A 19,098-nucleotide genomic window follows, 5' to 3' on the forward strand; every position below is an offset into this window, starting at 1 on the left:
GGGCTTCCGGCCTTCAAGTCGACAAGGTCTGGTAGATGCCGATATAGGCATCAGGATTGGAGAACGCGGCATCCTGCACCGAGTAGCGCCGCTTCGTCGCATAGCTGTCCAGGCCGTGGTCGCCACCGAACAGGCGCGCCAGATTGTCCTCGTGATCGGTACACTCCCGAACGAACTGAGCACCCTCCGGTTTCTGGTTATCGGCCAGTACGAGGCGGACCTTCTGCCAGTCCTCGAAGAAATACTCTTCGAGCAGAGGCAGGATGCGGGTACTGAACACCTGCTGCAAAGCGACCAGTCGTTCGTCGCCATCGGGCACCTTGGCCAGCGGAGTGAAGTACGCATGGCCGATGCAATGGTCGCGGTCGTACAGCGCCTCGACACGCTGGTTGAGCGCATCGAGCAGGCGGGGAACGTCGATCACCTGCTCGCCTGAACAGACCCGCAATCCCGCGAGAGGAGCGCCCGGGTCATCTCTGGCATCTGGCATCACCGGTACGAACTCGAAACGTCGGCGTAGCGCAGTGTCCAGCAGCGCCAGGGATCGGTCTGCGGTGTTCATCGTGCCGATGATGTCGACGTTACCCGGCACTGAAAAACTCTCACCCGAGTACGGCAGCGCCACCGACACGGCGTTCTCGGCACCTTCGCGCTTGTCAGCTTCGATCAATGTGATAAGTTCGCCGAAAATCTTGCTGATGTTGCCCCGGTTGATCTCATCGATCACCATTGCAAATCGCTGCTCCGGCGCTGAGCGGGCACGGCGGCACAGATCTTTGAATGCGCCCGACCTAATTTCATACTGGATCTCGCCTTCCTCGGCATCGTCGCCAAGTACCGGCCGCAGCCCTTCGACGAACTCCTCGTAACCGTAGGACTGGTGGAACGTAACAAAGCTGTAGCGCTTGATGCTCGCGCTCGCGGGCGGTCCAGCCTGGTAGGCTGCAACGATCGCTCTCAAGTCGCCGCCAACCTGTTCCCACTCACCAGCAAAGGACCACGACGAGTCTTCGTTTTTATTAAACACAGCAGGCGCCATGCGCTTGCTCATCTTGACCATCTTTGATTCCGCAATCGTGTGGTACTGAAGAGCACCCCACACCGTGTTGCGCGTGGTCTTGTTCGCGGTCTTGGTCGCCGCAATCGCCTGCATAAACGGATGCTCGAGCATCGCATCGACGTCCGCCCTGCCGCCGAGATCAAACAAGGTTGCTGCAGCTCCCTCCCACCAGGTGAGGCCGGCAACTCTTTCCACGACGAACTGATTGCGCCATTCTTCGGTGGAAACCAAGTTCATCGCCTGCTCATACTCCCGTTTGAGCAGCTTCGACAGCTCATAGGTCTTCCCTGTTCCGGGCGGGCCGTAATAGATGCGGTTGACAGGCTGTCGCGCGTCACTGATATCGGACGCCTCCTCATCGTCCATGTCTTCACTTGGATCGAGCGGGTCGTCCCGCAGTTGATCTGGCCACAAGCCTGGCCGCTCGGTTTCGAGCACAAGCCACTCGTCCAGTGACTCGCGCTCGGCCGAGAGAGCCGTTTCGATCCGTGCAACCAGGTCCTCGGTCAGGGGCTCTCTGTTGAGCTTGGCAACCGCACCCACGGGTCGAGTCCAGCTGATTTTGCGAGCCCTGGTTCCTCGGACAACGCCAAGTACGCCCACCGCGCGTTCGCTACCGGGGTTCTTGCGACCGAAGCGCACCTGGATGTTCTTGCCCATGTGCCACCAGTCCAGGCCGGCAGCGTGCACGGCCCGGGCCAAGCGGCAAAAAAGCGCCTTGTCCTGCGGCGACCACGAAGCCCTAAACGTCTGGAACGCCGGCTTGCCGTCAAAGTGTTTGAGCAAATCCTCGTCACTGAGTGACCTGCCCATGGTCAGCTTTGCCACCACTTCTTCGTAGCGCTGCTTGAAGGCGCGGATCGCCTCTACGCTCCATGCCGTCAACTGGTCCAGCGACTTTTCTAGCCCATCGGCAGCTGGTAGCTTGGCAACGAAGGGCGCTGTGTTGTCGTAGGCACCGCGCAGTTCAAGGTACGCGCGCCGCGTGGCGCTCGACTCGTCGAGTCCCACCGTGTCGATCTTCACGACGAAGCCGTCATCGGCGCCAATTCCGACGGTGTAAGCCAACTCTTTCGGCGCTTCGGACGATGGGTAAATCTTGGCCCAGTTGTAGCTCGCGAAGTTGTTGCCCTGATTTGTCGGACGCTTTCGGATCTCGACGTGGCCCATCGGGAACATGGCTTCCTTGACCTTGTCCGCCCACGCCTCGGTCACCTCGTATGCCTTCTTGAGGTCTTCGTAAGCACGATTTTGTTCGGGATTAGACTCGTCGCGCTTCTGCCCCTTCCATCGGTTCAGCAGCTTGAAGTGGTCACTGGTGAAATAGTCAGCCATGTTCTTCTATATCCCCTCAACATCGATTCCGTGTTCGGCCAGCCAGGCCCTTCGCTGCGCATAGTCGGGCATTGCGCGCTCAACGCGTAGCCAGAATGCAGGGGTGTGGTGTGGCTCGTGCAGGTGGGCAATCTCGTGCACCACCACATATTCCGCGATACGGGCTGGCAGCAAGATCGTTTTCCAGTGGAAGTACAGCCAGTCGCCCTTGCCACAAGAACCCCAGCGATAGCCGAGGTCCTGCACCTTCACGCCAGCCGGTGCCACCTCCATGCGTGACTGGTAGTCGGCCACCCTGCCCGACAGCCAGACCCGAGCCCTTTCGCTATACCAGCGGATGAAGTGCTCCCGTGCGCCTGCCTGCACATCGTGGCGCAGCGCAAAGCGGCCATTCACCAGCTTCAAGGGGGAGTCTTGGTCATCGACCAACTTCAGCCGATGGCTGCGCCCCAGATACAGGAAGCCCTCGCCAGCCACAAATTCCTTACGCGGCACCTGGCGTTGCAGCCGATTCTTCTCGGCCAGCTTGGTGTAGATCCAGAAGCGCTTCTCGCTGACAAATTCTCGGAGTTGGTCGATGCCCACCTCGGGCGGCGCGCTCAGAATCAGTTCCCCTGTTCTCTCCACCGTGATTTGCATCGTCCGGCGCCGGGCACTGCGCCGTATCGTGAAATGCAAGTCGTCCACCTGGATGCAAGCCTCTGCCTCGGTCGCAGAGCTGTCCGCGTGGTGGTGGGTAGATTTCAGGGGCGCCAGCATGGCTTTACACCTGCACCAGCTTGTCGTGACTGGCGCGTGCCTGCTCCATCAACTTGTCTGCGAGCACGCCGGCCTTGTCGGTGTTTACCAAGGGTGGCCGCAGGCGCATCAAGTGCTCGAACAATTGCGTGTTCAGGTCTTCCTGCGCCGCGCGTTTATGGGGGCTCCAGATATCACGGTTGCCTTGCAGCTCCTGCACCAGCAGGTCCACCAGCTCCACGGTCACATCCTTCAGTCGCAGCAACTCGGCTGCGGTTGGCGTCTGGCCAGCACACACCACATCCAGTACGGTGCGCAGGAACGGCGCGCAATGCTCGGGCAAGTCGCTTGGCGCATCGGCCATGCCTGCCTTACCCGTGCGCAGCTCGTCGATGATCTTCTGCAGTTGCGAGATCACCTCGTTCCACTTTTCGCCCAGCGTTTTGAGAATGTCGTTCAAGTGCTCCGAGAGCTTGCGGTACAGCACCGGGTCTTCATCGGTGTGCTTGCGGATGTGCGAGCGAATTGCGTGCTCCATTTCGGACGCCTTGGCGCGGTCGTTCGCGGCCCGGGCCACGTGCGTGTCGAACTGGCCATCGGTCAGCTGGATCGGCGGGATCTTGGGGTCGATGCCCAGCGAGATCACATGGTCGTCGATCAGCTTGCGCACCTTGGCGCCGACATCCTTGCCCAGTACCGGCGTGTCCTTGTAGCGATTGCGGGCTCGGGCGTAGATGTAGGCCAGGCGCTTGGCATCGCCGGAATAGGGCAAACCTTCCGGTCGCGGCAGCACCGTGTCCAGTGATCCCAAGAAAGCCTTGAGCTTGACGGCAAACTCGGCGCGCAACTTCTCGCTGCCCAATGCTTCGACGCAGGCCTCGGTGTCCTCCAGCGAGTCAATGCCACGCTGGCGGAACAGATCCACCACGCGCAGATGCCGGTCGCGCAGCACCGGCACCTCATCTTTCAGGCTGGCCAGCGCGCCTTCCACGTCCTCATCGGCGTAAGCGGCCAGCGCCTCCTTCAAATGCTGGGCCACGCCGTAGTAGTCCACCACGATGCCGCAGCGTTTGCCGAAGCCAGTGCGGTTAACGCGGGCGATGGCCTGCAGCAACTCCGCCTCGCGGATCGGGCGGTCGAGGTACATCACACCCTCGATTGGCGCGTCAAAGCCGGTGAGCAGCATCGATTTCACCACCAAGAAGGCCAGGGGGTCGGTCTTCTCGGGTTTGGCATGGAACAGTGGCTTCTTGAAGCGCTTGATCAGCTGCTCGTGTGCCGTGCCGTCGGTCCACTGCTTCCAGGCCGGGTCGTCGTTGTTGCTGCCCGAAATGATGGGCGCGAATTCAATGCGCGCCAGCGTGTCGCGGTAGCGCCAGGCTTGCACCACCGCCTGCACGCTCACAGGACGCTGACACAGCGCCTCGTCATCCAGTGCCTTGTCCTCGGGCGAGAGCGCGTTGGCCTCGGCCAGCAACTCATCGCGGGCTGATCGCAAGGCTTCGAAATAACGAATCGCGGCCAACCGGCTATACGCCACCACCTGCGCCTTGTAGCCATTGGGCAGGATGTTGGTCACGTAGTGGCGAAGGATGTCGCGGGCCTTGTCGGCGATCAGCGCCGGGGCGTCAAAGATGTGGCCCTTGGTGGCGTACTTTTTCTTGATCGCCTCCAGCTCCTCCGGCGAGTGCTGGCGAAACAGGTCTTCGAACAGCTCGTCCAGGCTTGCGCCGTCCTTGATTGCGCCATTGGCCGTGCGGCCCTCGTAGAGCACCGGCACCGTAGCACCGTCGGCCTCGGCTTCCTTGATGGTGTAGCGGTCGATGAACTCGCCAAAAATTTCATGGGTGCGCTTCTTGTCGCCCATGATAATTGGCGTGCCGGTAAAGCCGATGCGCGCGCAGTTGGGCAGGCCTGCCAGCAGGTTGGCGTGCAGGTCGCCCGCCTGGGTGCGGTGCGCCTCGTCCACCAGTACGAGGATGCTGTCGTCCTCGTTCAGCACCTCAAACTTTTCGTCGGCTTTGTAGGTGGCCTTCGGCTCTTCCACCTTCGGCAAATCGTCTTCCGTCAACGGCGCATCACCCGCGCTGTCCGAGTCGCGGTATTTCTGGATCGTGGCAAAGATCAGCCCCGGCCCTTTGCGCCGTGCCAGCGCTTTCACGCCCGCCGTGCTTTCGGCCACGTCCACCACCTCGCCGGTCAGTGTGGCGGTCACAGACAACTGGCCCTGCAGGTCCTTGCGGTCGGTGACGACGATGACCTTGAAGCGCCGCAGTTCTGCATCCGCGCGCATCTTGCGCACCAGGAACACCATGGTCAGGCTCTTGCCCGAGCCCTGGGTGTGCCAGATGATGCCGCCACGCTTGTCGTGTTCGCCATGCTGCAGCCGCGTCTGGCCGGTCTTGAGGCGTGCAATTGCCCGGTTCACCGCCCGGTACTGCTGGTAGCGGCACACCGTCTTGATGGTCTGGCTGCCGGTCTGCATGAACAACATGAAGTTCTTCACCACATCCAGCAAATGCGCGGGGGTAAGCAGCCCGGCGATCAAGCGCTCCTGCTCGGAAATGGCCGCCTTGCCCAGCGCCTGCGCCACCTCAATCTCGCTACCTGAACCCTCCGGGCCGACCACCGTCTTCCACTGCGCGTAGTGCTCAAAGGCCGCGCCCACGCAGCCCACGCGTGCCTCGTCGAAGCTACTGGCCACCAGCAACTGGTTGGTAGCAAACAGGGTCTCGTTGCCCTCGTTGTCGTCCACCTCAAAGGCCGCCTTACGCTGGTTGCTGTAGCGCCGCAGTTGGTCAACGGCCTCCGCAAGCGGCTCAGGGACGGACGGGCTCTTGCACTCCACCACTACCAGCGGGATGCCATTCACCAACAGCACCAGATCGGGCACGATGAAGGCCTTGCTGCTGTTGAAGCCAGGCGGGCAATCCACACGGTACTGGTTGATCACCGTGAAGCGGTTGTTGGCCGGGGAGTCCCAGTCGATGTAGCGGATGGTTTGTCCGCGCCCGCCGTCCCAGCCGGGCAGCCCCTCCACCGTCAAACCACGGATCATCAGGTTGGTGGCCTTCTCGTTGGCTTCCATCAGCTTGTGCGTGCCCAGACGGGTGATAGCGGCCACGGCTTCAGACAGCCGCGCCTCGTCCATCCAGGGCGCACCGTCCGGCCCAAGGTTCAGCGCGCGTAGTTGATCGCGCAGCAACCCCTCCTGAATTACCTCGGAAAAACTGGCCCGCCCCGTGACCGCCGGGTCGTCGAGACTGCCCGCGTTATAGGCCCAACCGAGGGCCTGCAACTGGGCTACGAACGGTTTTTCGACGTCATCGAGTTCCCAGCCCATCAGACGCTTCCTTGTAGTTGTGTGGCTTCGGCCAGCAGTGGCGTGACGCGGACACGGCCAGTGAGCAGGTCGTCCATCAGGCCAGCCTTGAGCTCTCGCAGCTTGGCGGATTCGGCCGCCGCGTTCTGTATGCGGTTATCGATTTCATCCAAGCGTGCGGCAATCTGATCCTGTTCGGAACGAAGCGGCTTTGCCGTAAGCAAACCCCGGATCGTCGGCAGGTTCAGGCCCGCTTTTGCCCCCGCATCGTTCAGTTTGCTGATGTAGGTTTGTGCAACTGGCCCGGCCAGGTAATGGCCAACGAATCGCGAATTGACCGCCTCAAGGTCTGGGCGCACCAGTGCAATGTGCTGGTTGATGTAGGCCTCGCCCAACCCATCTGGAACTACGCCGATGATGCCCAGATCGGCCGTAATGGAAATCAGGATATCGCCAGACTCTAGCCGTGTCCGCTGCCCGTCCGCGTTCCGGGGCGGGCGCACGTACATTGTCGATTCGTAACGGAAGTTGATGTGCTCGCGCGTCAAATTGCCAATACGAACGAATAGCGCACCGCTGTCCGCATAAAAGCGCGCCCAATCTCGCGAACCGCTGGTCACCGTCTTGGACACCGACTCCAACGTGACGACATCCCACTCTTGCGGAATCCACCCCAGCGGCGACGCCTTGTAGAGATGCGGTGCCTCGGCCTGGGGCGGGCGCAGTTCGCCGTTGGCGTCGATGCCGCCTGTCAGCAGGTCGTGCAGCAGCCCCTGCTTGACGGCCTTGAGCTTGGCGATGATCGCCTCGGTTTCGTGGATGGCGGTGTCGAGGGTGTCGATAACCAGCCCCATTGCCCGCTGATCGTCGATATCAGGCGTTGGTAGACGACTCACACGCAACGGTGTGCGGCTCAACTCAAGTTGATTTGTTGAGCCAGCAAAGCAGTACCGTTCGAGATGCCTCTGAAACGACGGCGTGCGGAGCACGGAGTTCAGCCACCGACTATCAGCAAGCTCGGCCCTTGGCCGCATCACAGTGACGTGCCCATCAACAATGAAAGCACCGGGTGCATTGAATACAACGGATCGACCAATGGTCCCGGTGCCCGTCGAATTCAGAAGGACATCGCCAAATTCTGGTTGAAGCACATTGCGCATCGCGCGATGCGAATGGGGTCGTGCAAAGTCAGGGGCGAACTCTGTGGGAGTAACACAGCGCTGGCCAATCGCTAAGACTTCGCTATGCTCGACGTAGACAGGTGCCGTTCCGCGCGAAATCAAACTACAGAGGCTGTCGACCGACTGAATCGACCAACCAGCCTCATTTGGGATGTCGACGTTCAGTTCGGCCTCAGACATACCCGAGCCCCTTCAAAAAGCCCTGCAGCGCCTTCGCCGCTTCATCGCGCTTGCCCTCAATCTCGCTCAGCGTCATCCGGTATTTGTCCCACCAGTTCTCGAATGCGGCCACGATCTGCTTGCGCTGCGCGGCCATGTAGCGCTCAACAATGGCTTGCATGTCGTTGTGCAGGATGGTCAGCAGCAATTCGGCGGCGGCTTCCGGCGTCAGCCCTTCCACTGCTACGCCGATGTGCTGCTTGAAGCTGTCGTTCATGGCCTTGAGTTGCTTCTTGACGGCGGTGAGCTCCTTTTTCCACGCTTTGAGCTGGGCTTCGTCCACGGCATTTTCTTCGTCCGCATCGTCCTCTGCTGCCTCGGCGGCTTCACCATCCTCGCCCTCGGCATCTTTCGGGCTAGCGGCCTTGATCTGGCTGTCCAGTTCGGCCTTCTTGGCTTCCAGCTCGGTGATGGCCTCGACGAAATCACTCATCAGGAACTTGACCAGCTTGTGCTCCAGCGGACTCTCCTTGCTGGCCTTGTCTTCCAGGGCGGTGACGATGCTGGTGCGCCAGGCGTCGGCCACGCCCTTGGCACCGCGCGCCATCAGGGTGAGGAAATCGTACTTGGTCTGGTACCAGAAACCGGCCACGATGCCTCGTACCTGGAAGGGGTCGAGCAGGCCAATGGCCTCTAGGCTCTGGCTGAAGCTGGCCAGCAGGTCGTTGCGCAGGGCCACCAGGCTGGCGGCGTTGTCCATCTGCCCCGAGAGTGCCGTGATACGGGCGCTGTGGTCTTGCCACCATTGCTCGAAGGCGGCGCGGATGGCCGCTTCCTTGGCGACCAGACCGGCATTGGTTTCGATGGTCGGCTTGAGGGCCTGCCGTTTGTCGAGGACTGGCGCGAAGTCGAAATACTTGGCGTCCCTTTCCACCAGCAGGTCCATTGGGTTCAGGCCGTGGGCGCTGAATAAGCTGGCCTTGTCGGCCACCTCGGCCTTGGGGATGCCGCCCACCAGATGGGCGCGCACGTCGTGCGGCTCGGGCGGCGGGGCGTTGTCGGCGTAGCGGCGGATGTTGAGGTTGTAGGCGTTGGCCTTGAGCATGGCGTTGTCGACGATGGCCGAGAAGCCGTCGATGGCGCGGAATTCGTCGAAAGTGGTGACGATTTTTTCAATGTGCTCGGGCAGCAGGTAGTTCTGCGCGCGGCCTTCGAAGAACTCGCGGTCGGCATTGATGAACAACACCTTGCCCTGGCGCTCGGCAGGCTTGCCGCTGACGCGGTTGGCACCGTTCTGCACCCGCTGGCGCAGCACCAGAATGCAGGCCGGAATGCCGGTGCCGTAGAACAGGTTGGGTGCGACGCCGATGACGGCTTCCAGCAGGTCATCCTCGATGATGCCGGCGCGGATGGTTTTCTCCTCGCCGCCCCGGAACAGCACACCATGGGGCAGAACGGTGGCCACTATGCCGCCGTCGCGCGTGACGGCCAGCATGTGCTGCAGGAACATCAGATCGGCTTTCTTGGCACCGAGCGGCACCTGGCCGTAGGGAAAGCGCTCAGCCTCGAACTTGGGCTTCCAGGCGGCATTGCCGTCGGCATCCTTCTCGGTATTGCCCCAGTGGATGGAAAACGGCGGATTGGTGAGCACGCGGTCGAAGTGCATCAACTCACCGCCCTCGACGTGCTGCGGCTCGGCCAGGGTGTCCTCGTTTTGTAGGTTCGCGGTGCTGATGCCGTGCAGCAGCATGTTCATCTTGGCGATGGACCACACCGTGCCATTGAACTCCTGCCCGAACAGGTTGGCCTTGCGGCCGTCTTGACCGTGTTCGTCGATGTATTCCTTGGCGGCGATCAGCATGCCGCCGGAGCCACAGCAGGGGTCGTAGATGTCGTGCTGGAGCTCAGGCTTGATGAGCCGCACCATCATCCGCACCACCGAGCGCGGCGTATAGAACTCGCCGCCTTTCTTGCCCGCCGAATCGGCGAACTCGCCGATCAGGTATTCGTAGGCGGCGCCCAGCAGGTCGGGGAACTCGAAATCTTCGTTGCGCAGGCGGTGCAGACTGAAATGGGTGATGAGCTGCTGCAGCTTGATGTCGGGGATCTTGCTCTGGCCGATCTTGCGGGTGAAGTCGATGTGCTCCAGCACGTCATACAGGCTGACGTTGTCACCTTCAATCCCGGCGAGCGCCTTGCTCAGCAGGCTGCCGACGTTGGCCTGACGCGAGTTGTCGACCAGGTAGCTGTAGCGCGACTCCTTCGGCACCCAGTAATAGCCGTCCTTTTTGTACCAACGCTTGTTCTCGGCCGAGGTCTCTCCTTCGGCGGGCGTCTTGCCCGCATCGATTTCGAGTTGGATCACCTCGGCACGGCGCTGTTCGAACACGTCGGAGCAGCGCTTGAGGAACAGCATCCCGAAGATGTATTCCTTGAACTCGGAGGCATCCATCTTGCCGCGCAGGATGTCGGCGGCTTTGAAGAGGTGGCGTTCAAGCTGTGGCAGGGTTAAGGGCATTAGCTATGCTTTCAATTTTGTTATGAATTCGTAAGTGCAGGCGCGCTGCATCGGCACCTTGGGCACTGGACGCAGCCCCAGCATCGAGAGGCCTAGAAGCGTTTCGCCCGAAAGTTCAACTCCACGGATACGTACTCAGCTGGCGCGACGGAGTGAGCACTCTTTAGCCACCAGAGGTATTCGTCACCTCGAAGGCGATGACCCCTTGTTGAGTCCACGCGCATTCCCTGCAGCCAGGCATCGATCAGCGCCTCTCGAACTTCTACGCGCCATGATGTAAGGCTCTGCTCGGCTGCGGCTACCAAGCACTCCGGATGCGCGACGTTGTCTGGATGAGGCACAAGTTCGAGGGTCCGTATCGTGTGCCACGCCGAGTCGTCCTGACTGCGCTCGTGCCCGCGGATCTCGTCGATAACGAGCGTTGCGTCTTGGATCCAGCTCAAGCGCAGTGAGTTGAAATCCCCGATCGACCGATCAAAGACCCGCAACAGCCAGTTCCCTTGTATGTCTGCCAACGCATGAGGAACAACCGATCGACTGCTCGTTCCTTCAATAGGAGAACGATAGGCCAACGACAGGCTGGTACCAGATTTAATTGCTCGAGTGATTGCTGCCACAGTGTCTGGCGACAGCTCCTTCTCGGCCAACGGCCGCTCGACATGCAGGCGCACCTCTGAATCGAGCAGGCCTGTCTCACTCTTGGCCGGCGACAGCCAAGCAAGAGCATCAGCCGACGTTACGGTGTCATAAAGCGGCTTGAACTTCTCACCCCTGACATACGACTTGGTCTTTGAGACAAAAACCAAGTTGTCCGGCTTCTCCCAACGGTACAGCGCCAAGTCGCGCGTTGCTGCTGCCGTCTGAATCCCAAATCGCTGAATCAAGTCCTGCCGGCGTACTTCCCCGAGGAACCGCAGCTTCATGTCTATGTAGAGAAGCCGTTCCTGTTGTGCGATCGGCAATCGATTAGGAGGTAGATAAGACACGATTTCTTGGCCAAGTCGAGCACGACTGTGCCACAGCCTCATGCCCCTTCCGGATCTTTTTGATCTTACTCGCATGTTGCGTTGTTGCGACAAGCGGTGCTTAATGCGATCTTTTTGATCTCATCCCAGCAAGGTTCATTTCTACGATTCGTGGAATTCAACTGCCGGAAAGGGCCAAAGATGCCAATGCCGACCCACCACCTCGCGGGTCAGAAAACGCCCCCTCAGGAGCAACGTGCTTCTTTGTGGGAAGCTGCCCTTGTTGGCCCGCCAAAGCGAGACCGGCCCCTGCGGCCGCTCCTTGTAGCCCTTGCCCTGGCTCTGAGAAAGCCTCGCAGGCACGATCTTTCGACCCCATTCAACTGCAGCGGTCGCGACAGCGGCCCTGAGGTGAGCCCCTACGAGCTGCGTCGCCGGCGTGCTCAGGAGCCAGGTGCAAAGTCGGTCAACTACAGCGATTCGGAAAAATGAGCATGTCCTCATCAAAGAAGGCAGCTCGTCCGCTGGGCGTTCGTGGTCACCAAAAGCGAAGCCATTTGGTTGCCAGCTACAAAGCCGGCGGCGAGATGTTCGTCGAGACGGCTGATGAGAGCACCACGATGCTCGCTATCGACATCGACCCGCGAGCAGTCAGCATCAGTCCGCAGCCCTTCACCGTTCGGTTGGACCTCGAGAAAATCTTCGCAACAAAAGCCGAAGCGCTCAAGGCTACACCCCGTGCCCGCCCTGAGCGAATCGATGGCGAGCCACCTCTAGAGCGCATCTACACGCCGGACTTTCTCGTCGGCCGCACCAATCCTGTCCCCTTGGTGGTCGAAGCAAAGTCTGCCGCTGAAGTGGCGAGGATCGGCGAAGCACTCGCCCGGCGTGGCCGGGTCCTGAACAACCTCGGCTTTCACTATCTGGTGGTGCCCAGTACCGAGATTGAGCATCGTGGACTACATGCCAATCTGGTTCATATGCGCGACGCCATGAAATACCGACGAGACAACGATGAGCGGCCATTTCTGGACGACTTGATCAAGCAAGTTGATGGCCAAGACGGAAAATTCTTGCTGGGTGATATCAAAGGTGCGGTATCCGACCTGTGTATTTACCTTGGGCTTGTCTCGGGGGTCATCGCGTGCGATCTGCGTAGCGGAAACTTCAATGTGAATACGGTGCTTTGGCAAGCCCATGGCGACCTAAGCCACCTTCAATTGCTTCAATTGGGGCTGTAAATGGCGCAAATGGTTCAGGCCGGATTGCAGATCTGCCGACATGGCAAGAACGCATACGTCGGTCAACTTCGGCAGTTGCACCAAAAGCTGGAAATCCATTCCGACGATGGTGACATTTTCATCCTCACGCCGGAAGAATTCCGACGGGAGGTGGTGGACGGCGACATCCGCCTACTTGTCCCTGATGGGAATGGAATGCTTCGTCCTGTCTCGACCAGCTGGCGTGAAAACGAGCGCGATTCTGCTGCGCGCGAACGTCAGAGGCGCACAGAGATTTTGAGCTATGTCAATCGCGAGCGTGAGCAAGGATTGCAGATCAAAGACATCGTCTCGAAATTACCTGAATTTTGCAAAGAGTACGGACTAGGCCGCGCGCCCGGCGACCGCTGCCTGCGAGATTGGCGAAGATCGGCGCAGGGTCATGAATCCATGCTTTCACCAGCATGGAATCGGTGCGGCAATCGCTTCCAAGGGCCGGATGAGATCTTGCTTGAAGTTATGCAGGAAGTCGTCAATGTTGCGGTAATGGGTACAGACCGTTTTACCCTGACGGCGACGTGGGAACTCGTCGAAGCTCGATTCGATGAAGAATGGAAGAAGCGTAAGGGAGACGTTGACCCTCCTCGCCATTCCATCAAGAAGCTACGCAACTTCTTGCGAGCCATGCCATGGGCCGATCTGATGCGGATTCGCATGGATGGCCGAACGGCACGCTCGATTACCCGGAGAGCAGTTCGGGCTCACGATACCGGAATCTTCTGGGAGTGCGTTGAAATGGACGCGACTGTCCTGGACATTATGGTCCGGGACGAAGACGACCGAGAAATCGGTCGTCACGTTCTTTATGTAGCCATCGATGTTGCTACGGGTTATATCGTTGGACTACACCTCACAATTCAGAAGGCATCCACACTGCCGTTCGTGGAAGCCCTGCGCTTCATGTACTTCCCGAAGCCTTCAGACTTCGACAAAAAGTACCACATCAAAAACAGGATTGAGGTGTACGGCAAGCCTATCACGCTGCGCGTCGACAACGGGTCCGAATTCATCGGCAAGGCTGCCACTGAATTGGTTCGACAGCTATTCGGAGACAGCGCTCGGTGTCAACCCTATAAGCCGGAAGAGAAGCCGTACGTAGAGCGGTTTAACGGAATCCTGAAGCGCTACATCTTGACGTTGGCAGGAGCAACTACATCATCTGTAAACGGCGAGCAACGTGCCGTGAAGTCTGGCGAAAAGTTATTTACCCTGGAGGAACTCCGGGGAAAGATTTATCGATTTGTCTATGACAAATACTCATTGCGCGGCAACGATCTCAGGTCAATCCGTTGCCGCAAGGCCGTCGCCCCAGTCGACATCTGGAATGAGATGCGGGAAACATTTACTCAACCTGTGCCTGTCAATCGAGATGAGTTCGAAAAATCGTTGTGCTTTAAGCGCGAGACCCGCGCACTCGGACACGACGGCATCCATTTCGACGGCTGGAATTATCACTCTGACGAGCTCTCTTCACTATATCTGCTGCACGGACCAGGCAGGTATGAGTTCCTGCACACCGACCTGGATGCAGTCACCATCTACGTCGTAGCACCCGGCGGCGGTGAGCACGTCGCAGCTCACGAAAAACTTCTTGACGGGACCAGTGTAGACCGCGCCTCCGCGAAGGCCATCAAGGCGCTAATTGCCAAGCAAAAGAAGGCCTTGGACCGCAGAACCTTCGCCCAAACGTTGGTCGAGTACAGAGAGCTCAAAGGAAAGGGGAATTCCAGCCGCAGCCGTTCTATGCAGGCACGCATTGACGACATGCTGATCAAGGCCTCGGAGCATACCAAGCTGACCATGCCAAAAACGCCTCCCACAACCGCATTCAAACCACCACTTCCCACGATTGGCAACTCAACCAATCCGCCACGTGGACGACAAATGGGAGCTGCCCGTTGACCAAAACTATTTTCGACGGATGGATCTTCGAGCACGTCCAGTACAAAGCGGCCTTCGACGCCTTGGTTGAGGAAATCGAGCGGGTGCTTGATGGCGCGACCCCCATCATCTTCCCGCTTTTGGGAGACTCCCGCGCGGGCAAGACCGCATTGCTGAAAGATCTCGACGCGCACTTTGCCAACCGTATTAGCGAGTCTGGACACAGGAAAATCATCCTGGTTCCCATGCCGTCTACAGCATCCAACGAAGCGCTGGCCATTCAGATCATCACCACGATTCTTGGCGACATCCCCGTGAAAGGCAAGTCGCATGAAATCATCAAGCAAGCCCGGAAAACGATGGAGACCGCCGGCGTTCTGGTGTTGTTGATCGACGAAACCAATCACCTCGTTGAAAAAAGATCAAGTGAACGCGCTCAAACTAAGGAAAATCGCCACGCAGCTGACTTCTTCAAAGAGCTGGCCGATTTGTCAGGTATTTCCGTTGTGGTTGCGGGACTATCTCACGTGATCCGCATGTACGCAGATAACGATCAACTTGAAAACCGCGGCTTGGTCGGGGCCCGTATTGAGCCATACGCTTGGAGCGTCATTGAGGATCGACTTCAGTTTCAAAGCATGGTTCTGGCCGGCATCACGCATCTACAAGACCATGGCTGGAAAATCGATGTTGAGACGGAGTTTCTAACGCGCGCAGCTTATCTCGGGGGCGGCGGCTATATCGGAAAAGCAAGGGATTTCTTAGTGCGAATTGAGGAGGTGGGGCACAAGCGCAAATGCTTGGATCATGAACTTCTCTCTCGGGCATACAAAGACAAGTACAAACGCAATCCCAAAGACAAAGCCGACCCCCTCGCTCAAAGGACGATTGACGATGTCCAGCTCAATGGCGCGCATCGTGATGCATTGGAGCGCGCTCTGCGCAGTGGCCGAGGCATGCACTAATGACGAAGCGCAACGCCCAGAAAAGAATTCAGTGGCTTCGACATCTAACGCCGCACCGTGACGAGTCCCTGGCGGGATTTCTTGGTCGCTGGGCGCGGGAAAATGTGATGGCATCGCGCATCAATCTTCTCAACACGCTCGGAATCTCGCGCGCGATCCGCCTGCCTGCCGTCGAGTTGCCGCAGCTGGCATCATTTCTTCAGTTGGAAGCGACCGTACTGGCTTCAATCGCGCCAGCGACTGAACCAATGCGTGCTGTTCTGCGCAGAAGTTTTACCCGACCTGATTCCGAAGCGGTGTGCCCTCAATGCTTGGCGGAAACGTCGTACTCACGGCAACTCTGGTCCCATTGCCTTGCCACGGCCTGTGCCGTACATGGGGCGCGCTTATTGGACCACTGTCACCAGTGTGGCGACTCGATCCGCCACACGAGACCTTTGCCACACCTATGCGATTGCGGTGCAGATTTGCGTGTGCAAACGACAACGCAGGCTTCCAGCACTGAGCTTGATTTTTCATCGCTTCTCATGGGTGAGCATCCCAAAGGCTCGAGCTTCCCTTTATTTATGGGCGGGGGTGTCCCGGCCGAGATCGACTTGTATGTTTTGGGGCTTGCGAACCACTTCTGTGCGTCGGACGGTAAGCTGCTTGCCAAGGCGGGCAAGTTACCCCTGCCCAAGTCTGTTGAGCAAGCGGTGGAGCGGCTCGACCCACTTTTCGAATTGCTCAGTGACTGGCCACACCGATTTGACGCTCGGTTGAAAAAGATGATTGAGGCCGTACCGGTGGTCGCGACCACGGGGGCGGCGGCAAGGCACGGGCGCTGGTTTTTCTTCCTGTTCCGGAAATATACCCAGGACGCGTTTCACCCAGTGCGCGTGGCTGCAGCGAACCGAATCACTGCATCGCATGATGGGCAGCTTAATGCGCGATCAAACAGCATCCAAAGTATCGCCACCGTTGAAAAGCAATGGTTCTCTGTCAAAGAAGCAGCGATCGAATTACGGGTGAGCACTGAGCGCATCAATGATGGCATCGACAGCTATCTGATCTCGGCGAGTATTCACGATGAGGCCGTGCACTATCGTCAGCGATTCTTATCGCGTGAAGAGATCCAGCGCCTCAAGCAAGTTCAGTTCGAGCACATCACTGATACGGATGCACGGAACATCCTGAACGTTCCCAAGTCCGTTTACAGCTTGATGTGTGAGGCTGGATGGATCATGCACTCCGATCCCAGTGACACAGCCCCCGTTGTGTCTGGCCACGTCCAACACGTTCCGCTGCTTGGCTTGATTGAACGCCTTCGAAGGTTCGCCCGGGACAACAAGGATCGCAAGATCGTCGCATCTATCCCTATGCGAGAACTTAGCTTCCGACGCACGACGAACAGGCCGCGCCTGATTGGCCTTTTCCGCGCGATCGCGGCCGGTGAACTCACGCCGGTTGACCACGACGAGCACTTGAGCATCGGTGAGCTGATGTTCGCGCAAGATGAGGTTGACCAGCGTATCGCTTCGTGGTTCGTCGAACGAGGGCTTACTTTGCAACAGGTCAGCGCCATGATGGGAGCTCACTACGATGCGGTCAAAAGTTGGGTTGACCTGGGCGTCCTTCCCGCAAGCCGGGAGCCGCTAGAACAAGGCGAACCTTGGGTGGTTGATGTGCGTGACCTGGTCGAGTTCTTGCAAACATACGCGCCCCTGGCGAGGCAAGCGAAATCCTGCCGTTCATCCAGCCGTGGCTTGATGTCGCGGTTAGAAAGCCTGGGCGTTACGCCGGTCGCGTCCGAAGACGGAGGGCGGGGACAGCTGGTCAAGCTGAGCGATATGTTCACAGCATTGAAGGCCGTGAAAGTCAATGACGGGGCTTGAACTTGGGACGAGGAGTGCGCCAACTGACTAGGCCATTGGATCAACGAGATCTGGATGTCGCTGAGGCGTGAGCGTTCAGTCCATGAGCTTTGCAGGGCGATCGCAAGCCTCAGCTGTCAGTCCTGGCTGGGTGTCGCCCCCCTGCGTCGTCGACGGCGTCGTCATCGACACGAACTCTGTCAGCGAGATGTCCACTTCTTGCACTGGTTCAGTCCGGACACGTGATGAGCGCTGCGCAGATCTCGTAAGCTGGCCCGTCGTAGAACTGCAGGGCTCTTCCGATGCGATCTTTTGCAGCCCGCGCTGCAATGCATCGAAGAAATCGATCTCCGGCATGGTCACGCTTTGCGTCAGTCGTCCAAATGTTCTTTGGGCGATTCAGCGGCTCTGCGGCGCCTGATCTCCAACAGGGCGTTCATTGCGGAAGAAAGTGTCGAAGGCCTCGCCGCGCGTGTAGCTAGGAGGTGCTGATGCAGCGAAACGTTCAAGAGCACCGGCTGACGAGCATCATTGCCGTTGACCGATTCCGTTGGTTGAGATGCTGCTGAATGATCCTGTTTCTCGCAGACTTTGTCCGCGGGGCCGCCTGGGGTGACGGTCTTGGAGTCAATGAGCCGTCTCAGCGATGCCATGCGACCAGCGTAAACGAAGTCGAGCAGATCGCCTACTTCCATGACCGGCAGCAAGAAGTCTTCTGCAAGTCGTTGTGGCATATGCCGTTTTTGAAACGTACACGTCTAGAAATTTAGGTTGCCGCGGAGGGCTTCTCGCACCATCGCTGGGGATTCCGGGTAGGTTCCTCGCAACCTGGGGGAGGCCGATATGACGACTGCCTACGAACGTTTTTGTGCTCTGCGAACGGCCCGCGAGCTGCTGCGCCAGATGCAAGCCGACGGGCTCTTGTCGTCGACGCTCCGCGGGCGTGCCGCCGCTGCTCTCTCCCACTATCCGAACGACCATCGCTTCGACCATTTGATCGTGGAGAACGCAATTGGTCTGCCCGACGATGTCGCAGACGCTTTGGCAGACTGTTCATTGCTAGTCCATGCTGTCGCCCACGAGGTGCAGAGACATGGATCGCCCGAGACGGTGAGGCGCGTGATCTTGGTGACAAGGCATTTTCCCGATGTCGGCGAGATCGAGCACCTGCGCAACCTGCATATCAAGGCGCATTTGGTCGCGCACTACGCAAATGGCATCTCCAACTGGATCGTGCAGGAGCCGGCCACTCTGGCGTCCAGTGCCTCGGTGCGGGAATTGGGTGACCCCACCAGCCCGCTTCAGGGCTAGTGATGGAGCCCCCAGGCCGCGACTTCCGTAGCCTGGCGCTGCATCTATTGGCGGCGCAGAAAATTCGTCGCCAGCCGGCGCTGTTCAACCGGTTGCAGGAGACGCTCGATCGCTGGCGATTGCTGAGCCATGATCCGCGGCCGGATCTTGTGGCATGGCAGCGAGTGCTCGATAGCGGCATGGAACCAACGCTTGCCGCAGCCACGGACCGTTCGGAGGCCGGACGCGCTTTGCGAAGGGCATCGATTTTCGTCTCGATCCTGACGGACGAGGAGCGTGCCGCAGTCCTTCTTTCCAGGTCATGACCCAACAGATTGCAGAAATTCTTGAACTGGACGACGGAGCTCCGACTCTTCCAGCCTAGTCGCTCTATGGTGTTTTCACTGGCGCTGTCGATGCGCCAGTGCAGAGAAAGTCATACCGGGCGGTTTCTATAGTGAAGTGCAACACCTGAATCCAACCGGACTGAAGACACTTCATGAGCAAGACCTACCGACAGCTGAGCGAGCAGGATCGAGAGACGATCATGG

At 59.1% G+C, this 19,098-nt stretch carries 14 protein-coding genes; 6 read left to right on the plus strand and 8 right to left on the minus strand.

The genetic code is table 11. The annotated features are described in order from the left end of the window. Positions 1 to 13: 13 nt before the first annotated feature. The 6 genes from ASF94_RS04435 to ASF94_RS20660 all read right to left on the minus strand — a co-directional run bounded on the left by ASF94_RS04435 (position 14) and on the right by ASF94_RS20660 (position 11,275). Positions 14 to 2,395: an McrB family protein gene (locus tag ASF94_RS04435; RefSeq protein WP_056662171.1), complete on the minus strand. Its 2,382-nt coding sequence runs from the start codon at positions 2,393 to 2,395 to the stop codon at positions 14 to 16. A 6-nt stretch (positions 2,396 to 2,401) separates the two neighbouring features. Continuing rightward, positions 2,402 to 3,154: a M48 family metallopeptidase gene (locus tag ASF94_RS04440; RefSeq protein WP_082492982.1), complete on the minus strand. Its 753-nt coding sequence runs from the start codon at positions 3,152 to 3,154 to the stop codon at positions 2,402 to 2,404. 4 nt (positions 3,155 to 3,158) lie between these two features. Further along, on the minus strand, positions 3,159 to 6,476 hold the full coding sequence (locus ASF94_RS04445; RefSeq protein ID WP_056662174.1) for a type I restriction endonuclease subunit R: 3,318 nt from the start codon (positions 6,474 to 6,476) through the stop codon (positions 3,159 to 3,161). Beyond that, positions 6,476 to 7,816 (minus strand): restriction endonuclease subunit S, encoded by a 1,341-nt coding sequence (locus ASF94_RS21540; RefSeq protein ID WP_200933015.1) that lies wholly within the window; start codon positions 7,814 to 7,816, stop codon positions 6,476 to 6,478. The genes ASF94_RS04445 and ASF94_RS21540 overlap by 1 nt, the downstream gene beginning before the upstream one ends. Beyond that, positions 7,809 to 10,313, minus strand: coding sequence for a class I SAM-dependent DNA methyltransferase (locus ASF94_RS04455; RefSeq protein WP_056662180.1), 2,505 nt, complete (start codon positions 10,311 to 10,313; stop codon positions 7,809 to 7,811). Before ASF94_RS04455 ends, ASF94_RS21540 begins: the two co-directional genes overlap by 8 nt. A 92-nt stretch (positions 10,314 to 10,405) precedes the next feature. Next, positions 10,406 to 11,275: a WYL domain-containing protein gene (locus tag ASF94_RS20660; protein WP_235505262.1), complete on the minus strand. Its 870-nt coding sequence runs from the start codon at positions 11,273 to 11,275 to the stop codon at positions 10,406 to 10,408. A 497-nt stretch (positions 11,276 to 11,772) separates the two neighbouring features. Here ASF94_RS20660 and ASF94_RS04460 point away from each other — a divergent pair, with 497 nt between their 5' ends. The 4 genes from ASF94_RS04460 to ASF94_RS04475 are packed head-to-tail and all read left to right on the plus strand — an operon-like array spanning position 11,773 to position 17,278. Then, positions 11,773 to 12,519, plus strand: a complete 747-nt coding sequence (locus ASF94_RS04460; protein ID WP_156382421.1) for a hypothetical protein — start codon at positions 11,773 to 11,775, stop codon at positions 12,517 to 12,519. Further along, positions 12,520 to 14,460, plus strand: a complete 1,941-nt coding sequence (locus tag ASF94_RS20665) for a DDE-type integrase/transposase/recombinase (protein WP_082492984.1) — start codon at positions 12,520 to 12,522, stop codon at positions 14,458 to 14,460. Beyond that, the gene (locus ASF94_RS04470; protein WP_056662191.1) at positions 14,457 to 15,404 is read left to right on the plus strand and encodes a TniB family NTP-binding protein; all 948 of its coding nucleotides are present in this window, start codon (positions 14,457 to 14,459) and stop codon (positions 15,402 to 15,404) included. Before ASF94_RS20665 ends, ASF94_RS04470 begins: the two co-directional genes overlap by 4 nt. After that, positions 15,404 to 17,278, plus strand: a complete 1,875-nt coding sequence (locus tag ASF94_RS04475; RefSeq protein WP_082492986.1) for a TniQ family protein — start codon at positions 15,404 to 15,406, stop codon at positions 17,276 to 17,278. The genes ASF94_RS04470 and ASF94_RS04475 overlap by 1 nt, the downstream gene beginning before the upstream one ends. 75 nt (positions 17,279 to 17,353) lie before the next feature. Here the strand turns inward: ASF94_RS04475 and ASF94_RS21105 are convergent, their stop codons facing one another. Next, positions 17,354 to 17,614: a hypothetical protein gene (locus tag ASF94_RS21105; RefSeq protein WP_156382422.1), complete on the minus strand. Its 261-nt coding sequence runs from the start codon at positions 17,612 to 17,614 to the stop codon at positions 17,354 to 17,356. 14 nt (positions 17,615 to 17,628) lie between these two features. Then, on the minus strand, positions 17,629 to 17,991 hold the full coding sequence (locus tag ASF94_RS21110) for a hypothetical protein (protein WP_156382423.1): 363 nt from the start codon (positions 17,989 to 17,991) through the stop codon (positions 17,629 to 17,631). 109 nt (positions 17,992 to 18,100) lie between these two features. Here ASF94_RS21110 and ASF94_RS04480 point away from each other — a divergent pair, with 109 nt between their 5' ends. Together ASF94_RS04480 and ASF94_RS04485 are read left to right on the plus strand one after the other, a co-directional pair. Next, the gene (locus tag ASF94_RS04480; RefSeq protein ID WP_056662196.1) at positions 18,101 to 18,568 is read left to right on the plus strand and encodes a BPSL0761 family protein; all 468 of its coding nucleotides are present in this window, start codon (positions 18,101 to 18,103) and stop codon (positions 18,566 to 18,568) included. A 2-nt stretch (positions 18,569 to 18,570) separates the two neighbouring features. Then, the gene (locus ASF94_RS04485; RefSeq protein ID WP_056662200.1) at positions 18,571 to 18,873 is read left to right on the plus strand and encodes a hypothetical protein; all 303 of its coding nucleotides are present in this window, start codon (positions 18,571 to 18,573) and stop codon (positions 18,871 to 18,873) included. Positions 18,874 to 19,098: the final 225 nt, after the last annotated feature.

Source organism: Acidovorax sp. Leaf160 (assembly GCF_001424265.1).
Lineage (GTDB): Bacteria > Pseudomonadota > Gammaproteobacteria > Burkholderiales > Burkholderiaceae_C > Paracidovorax.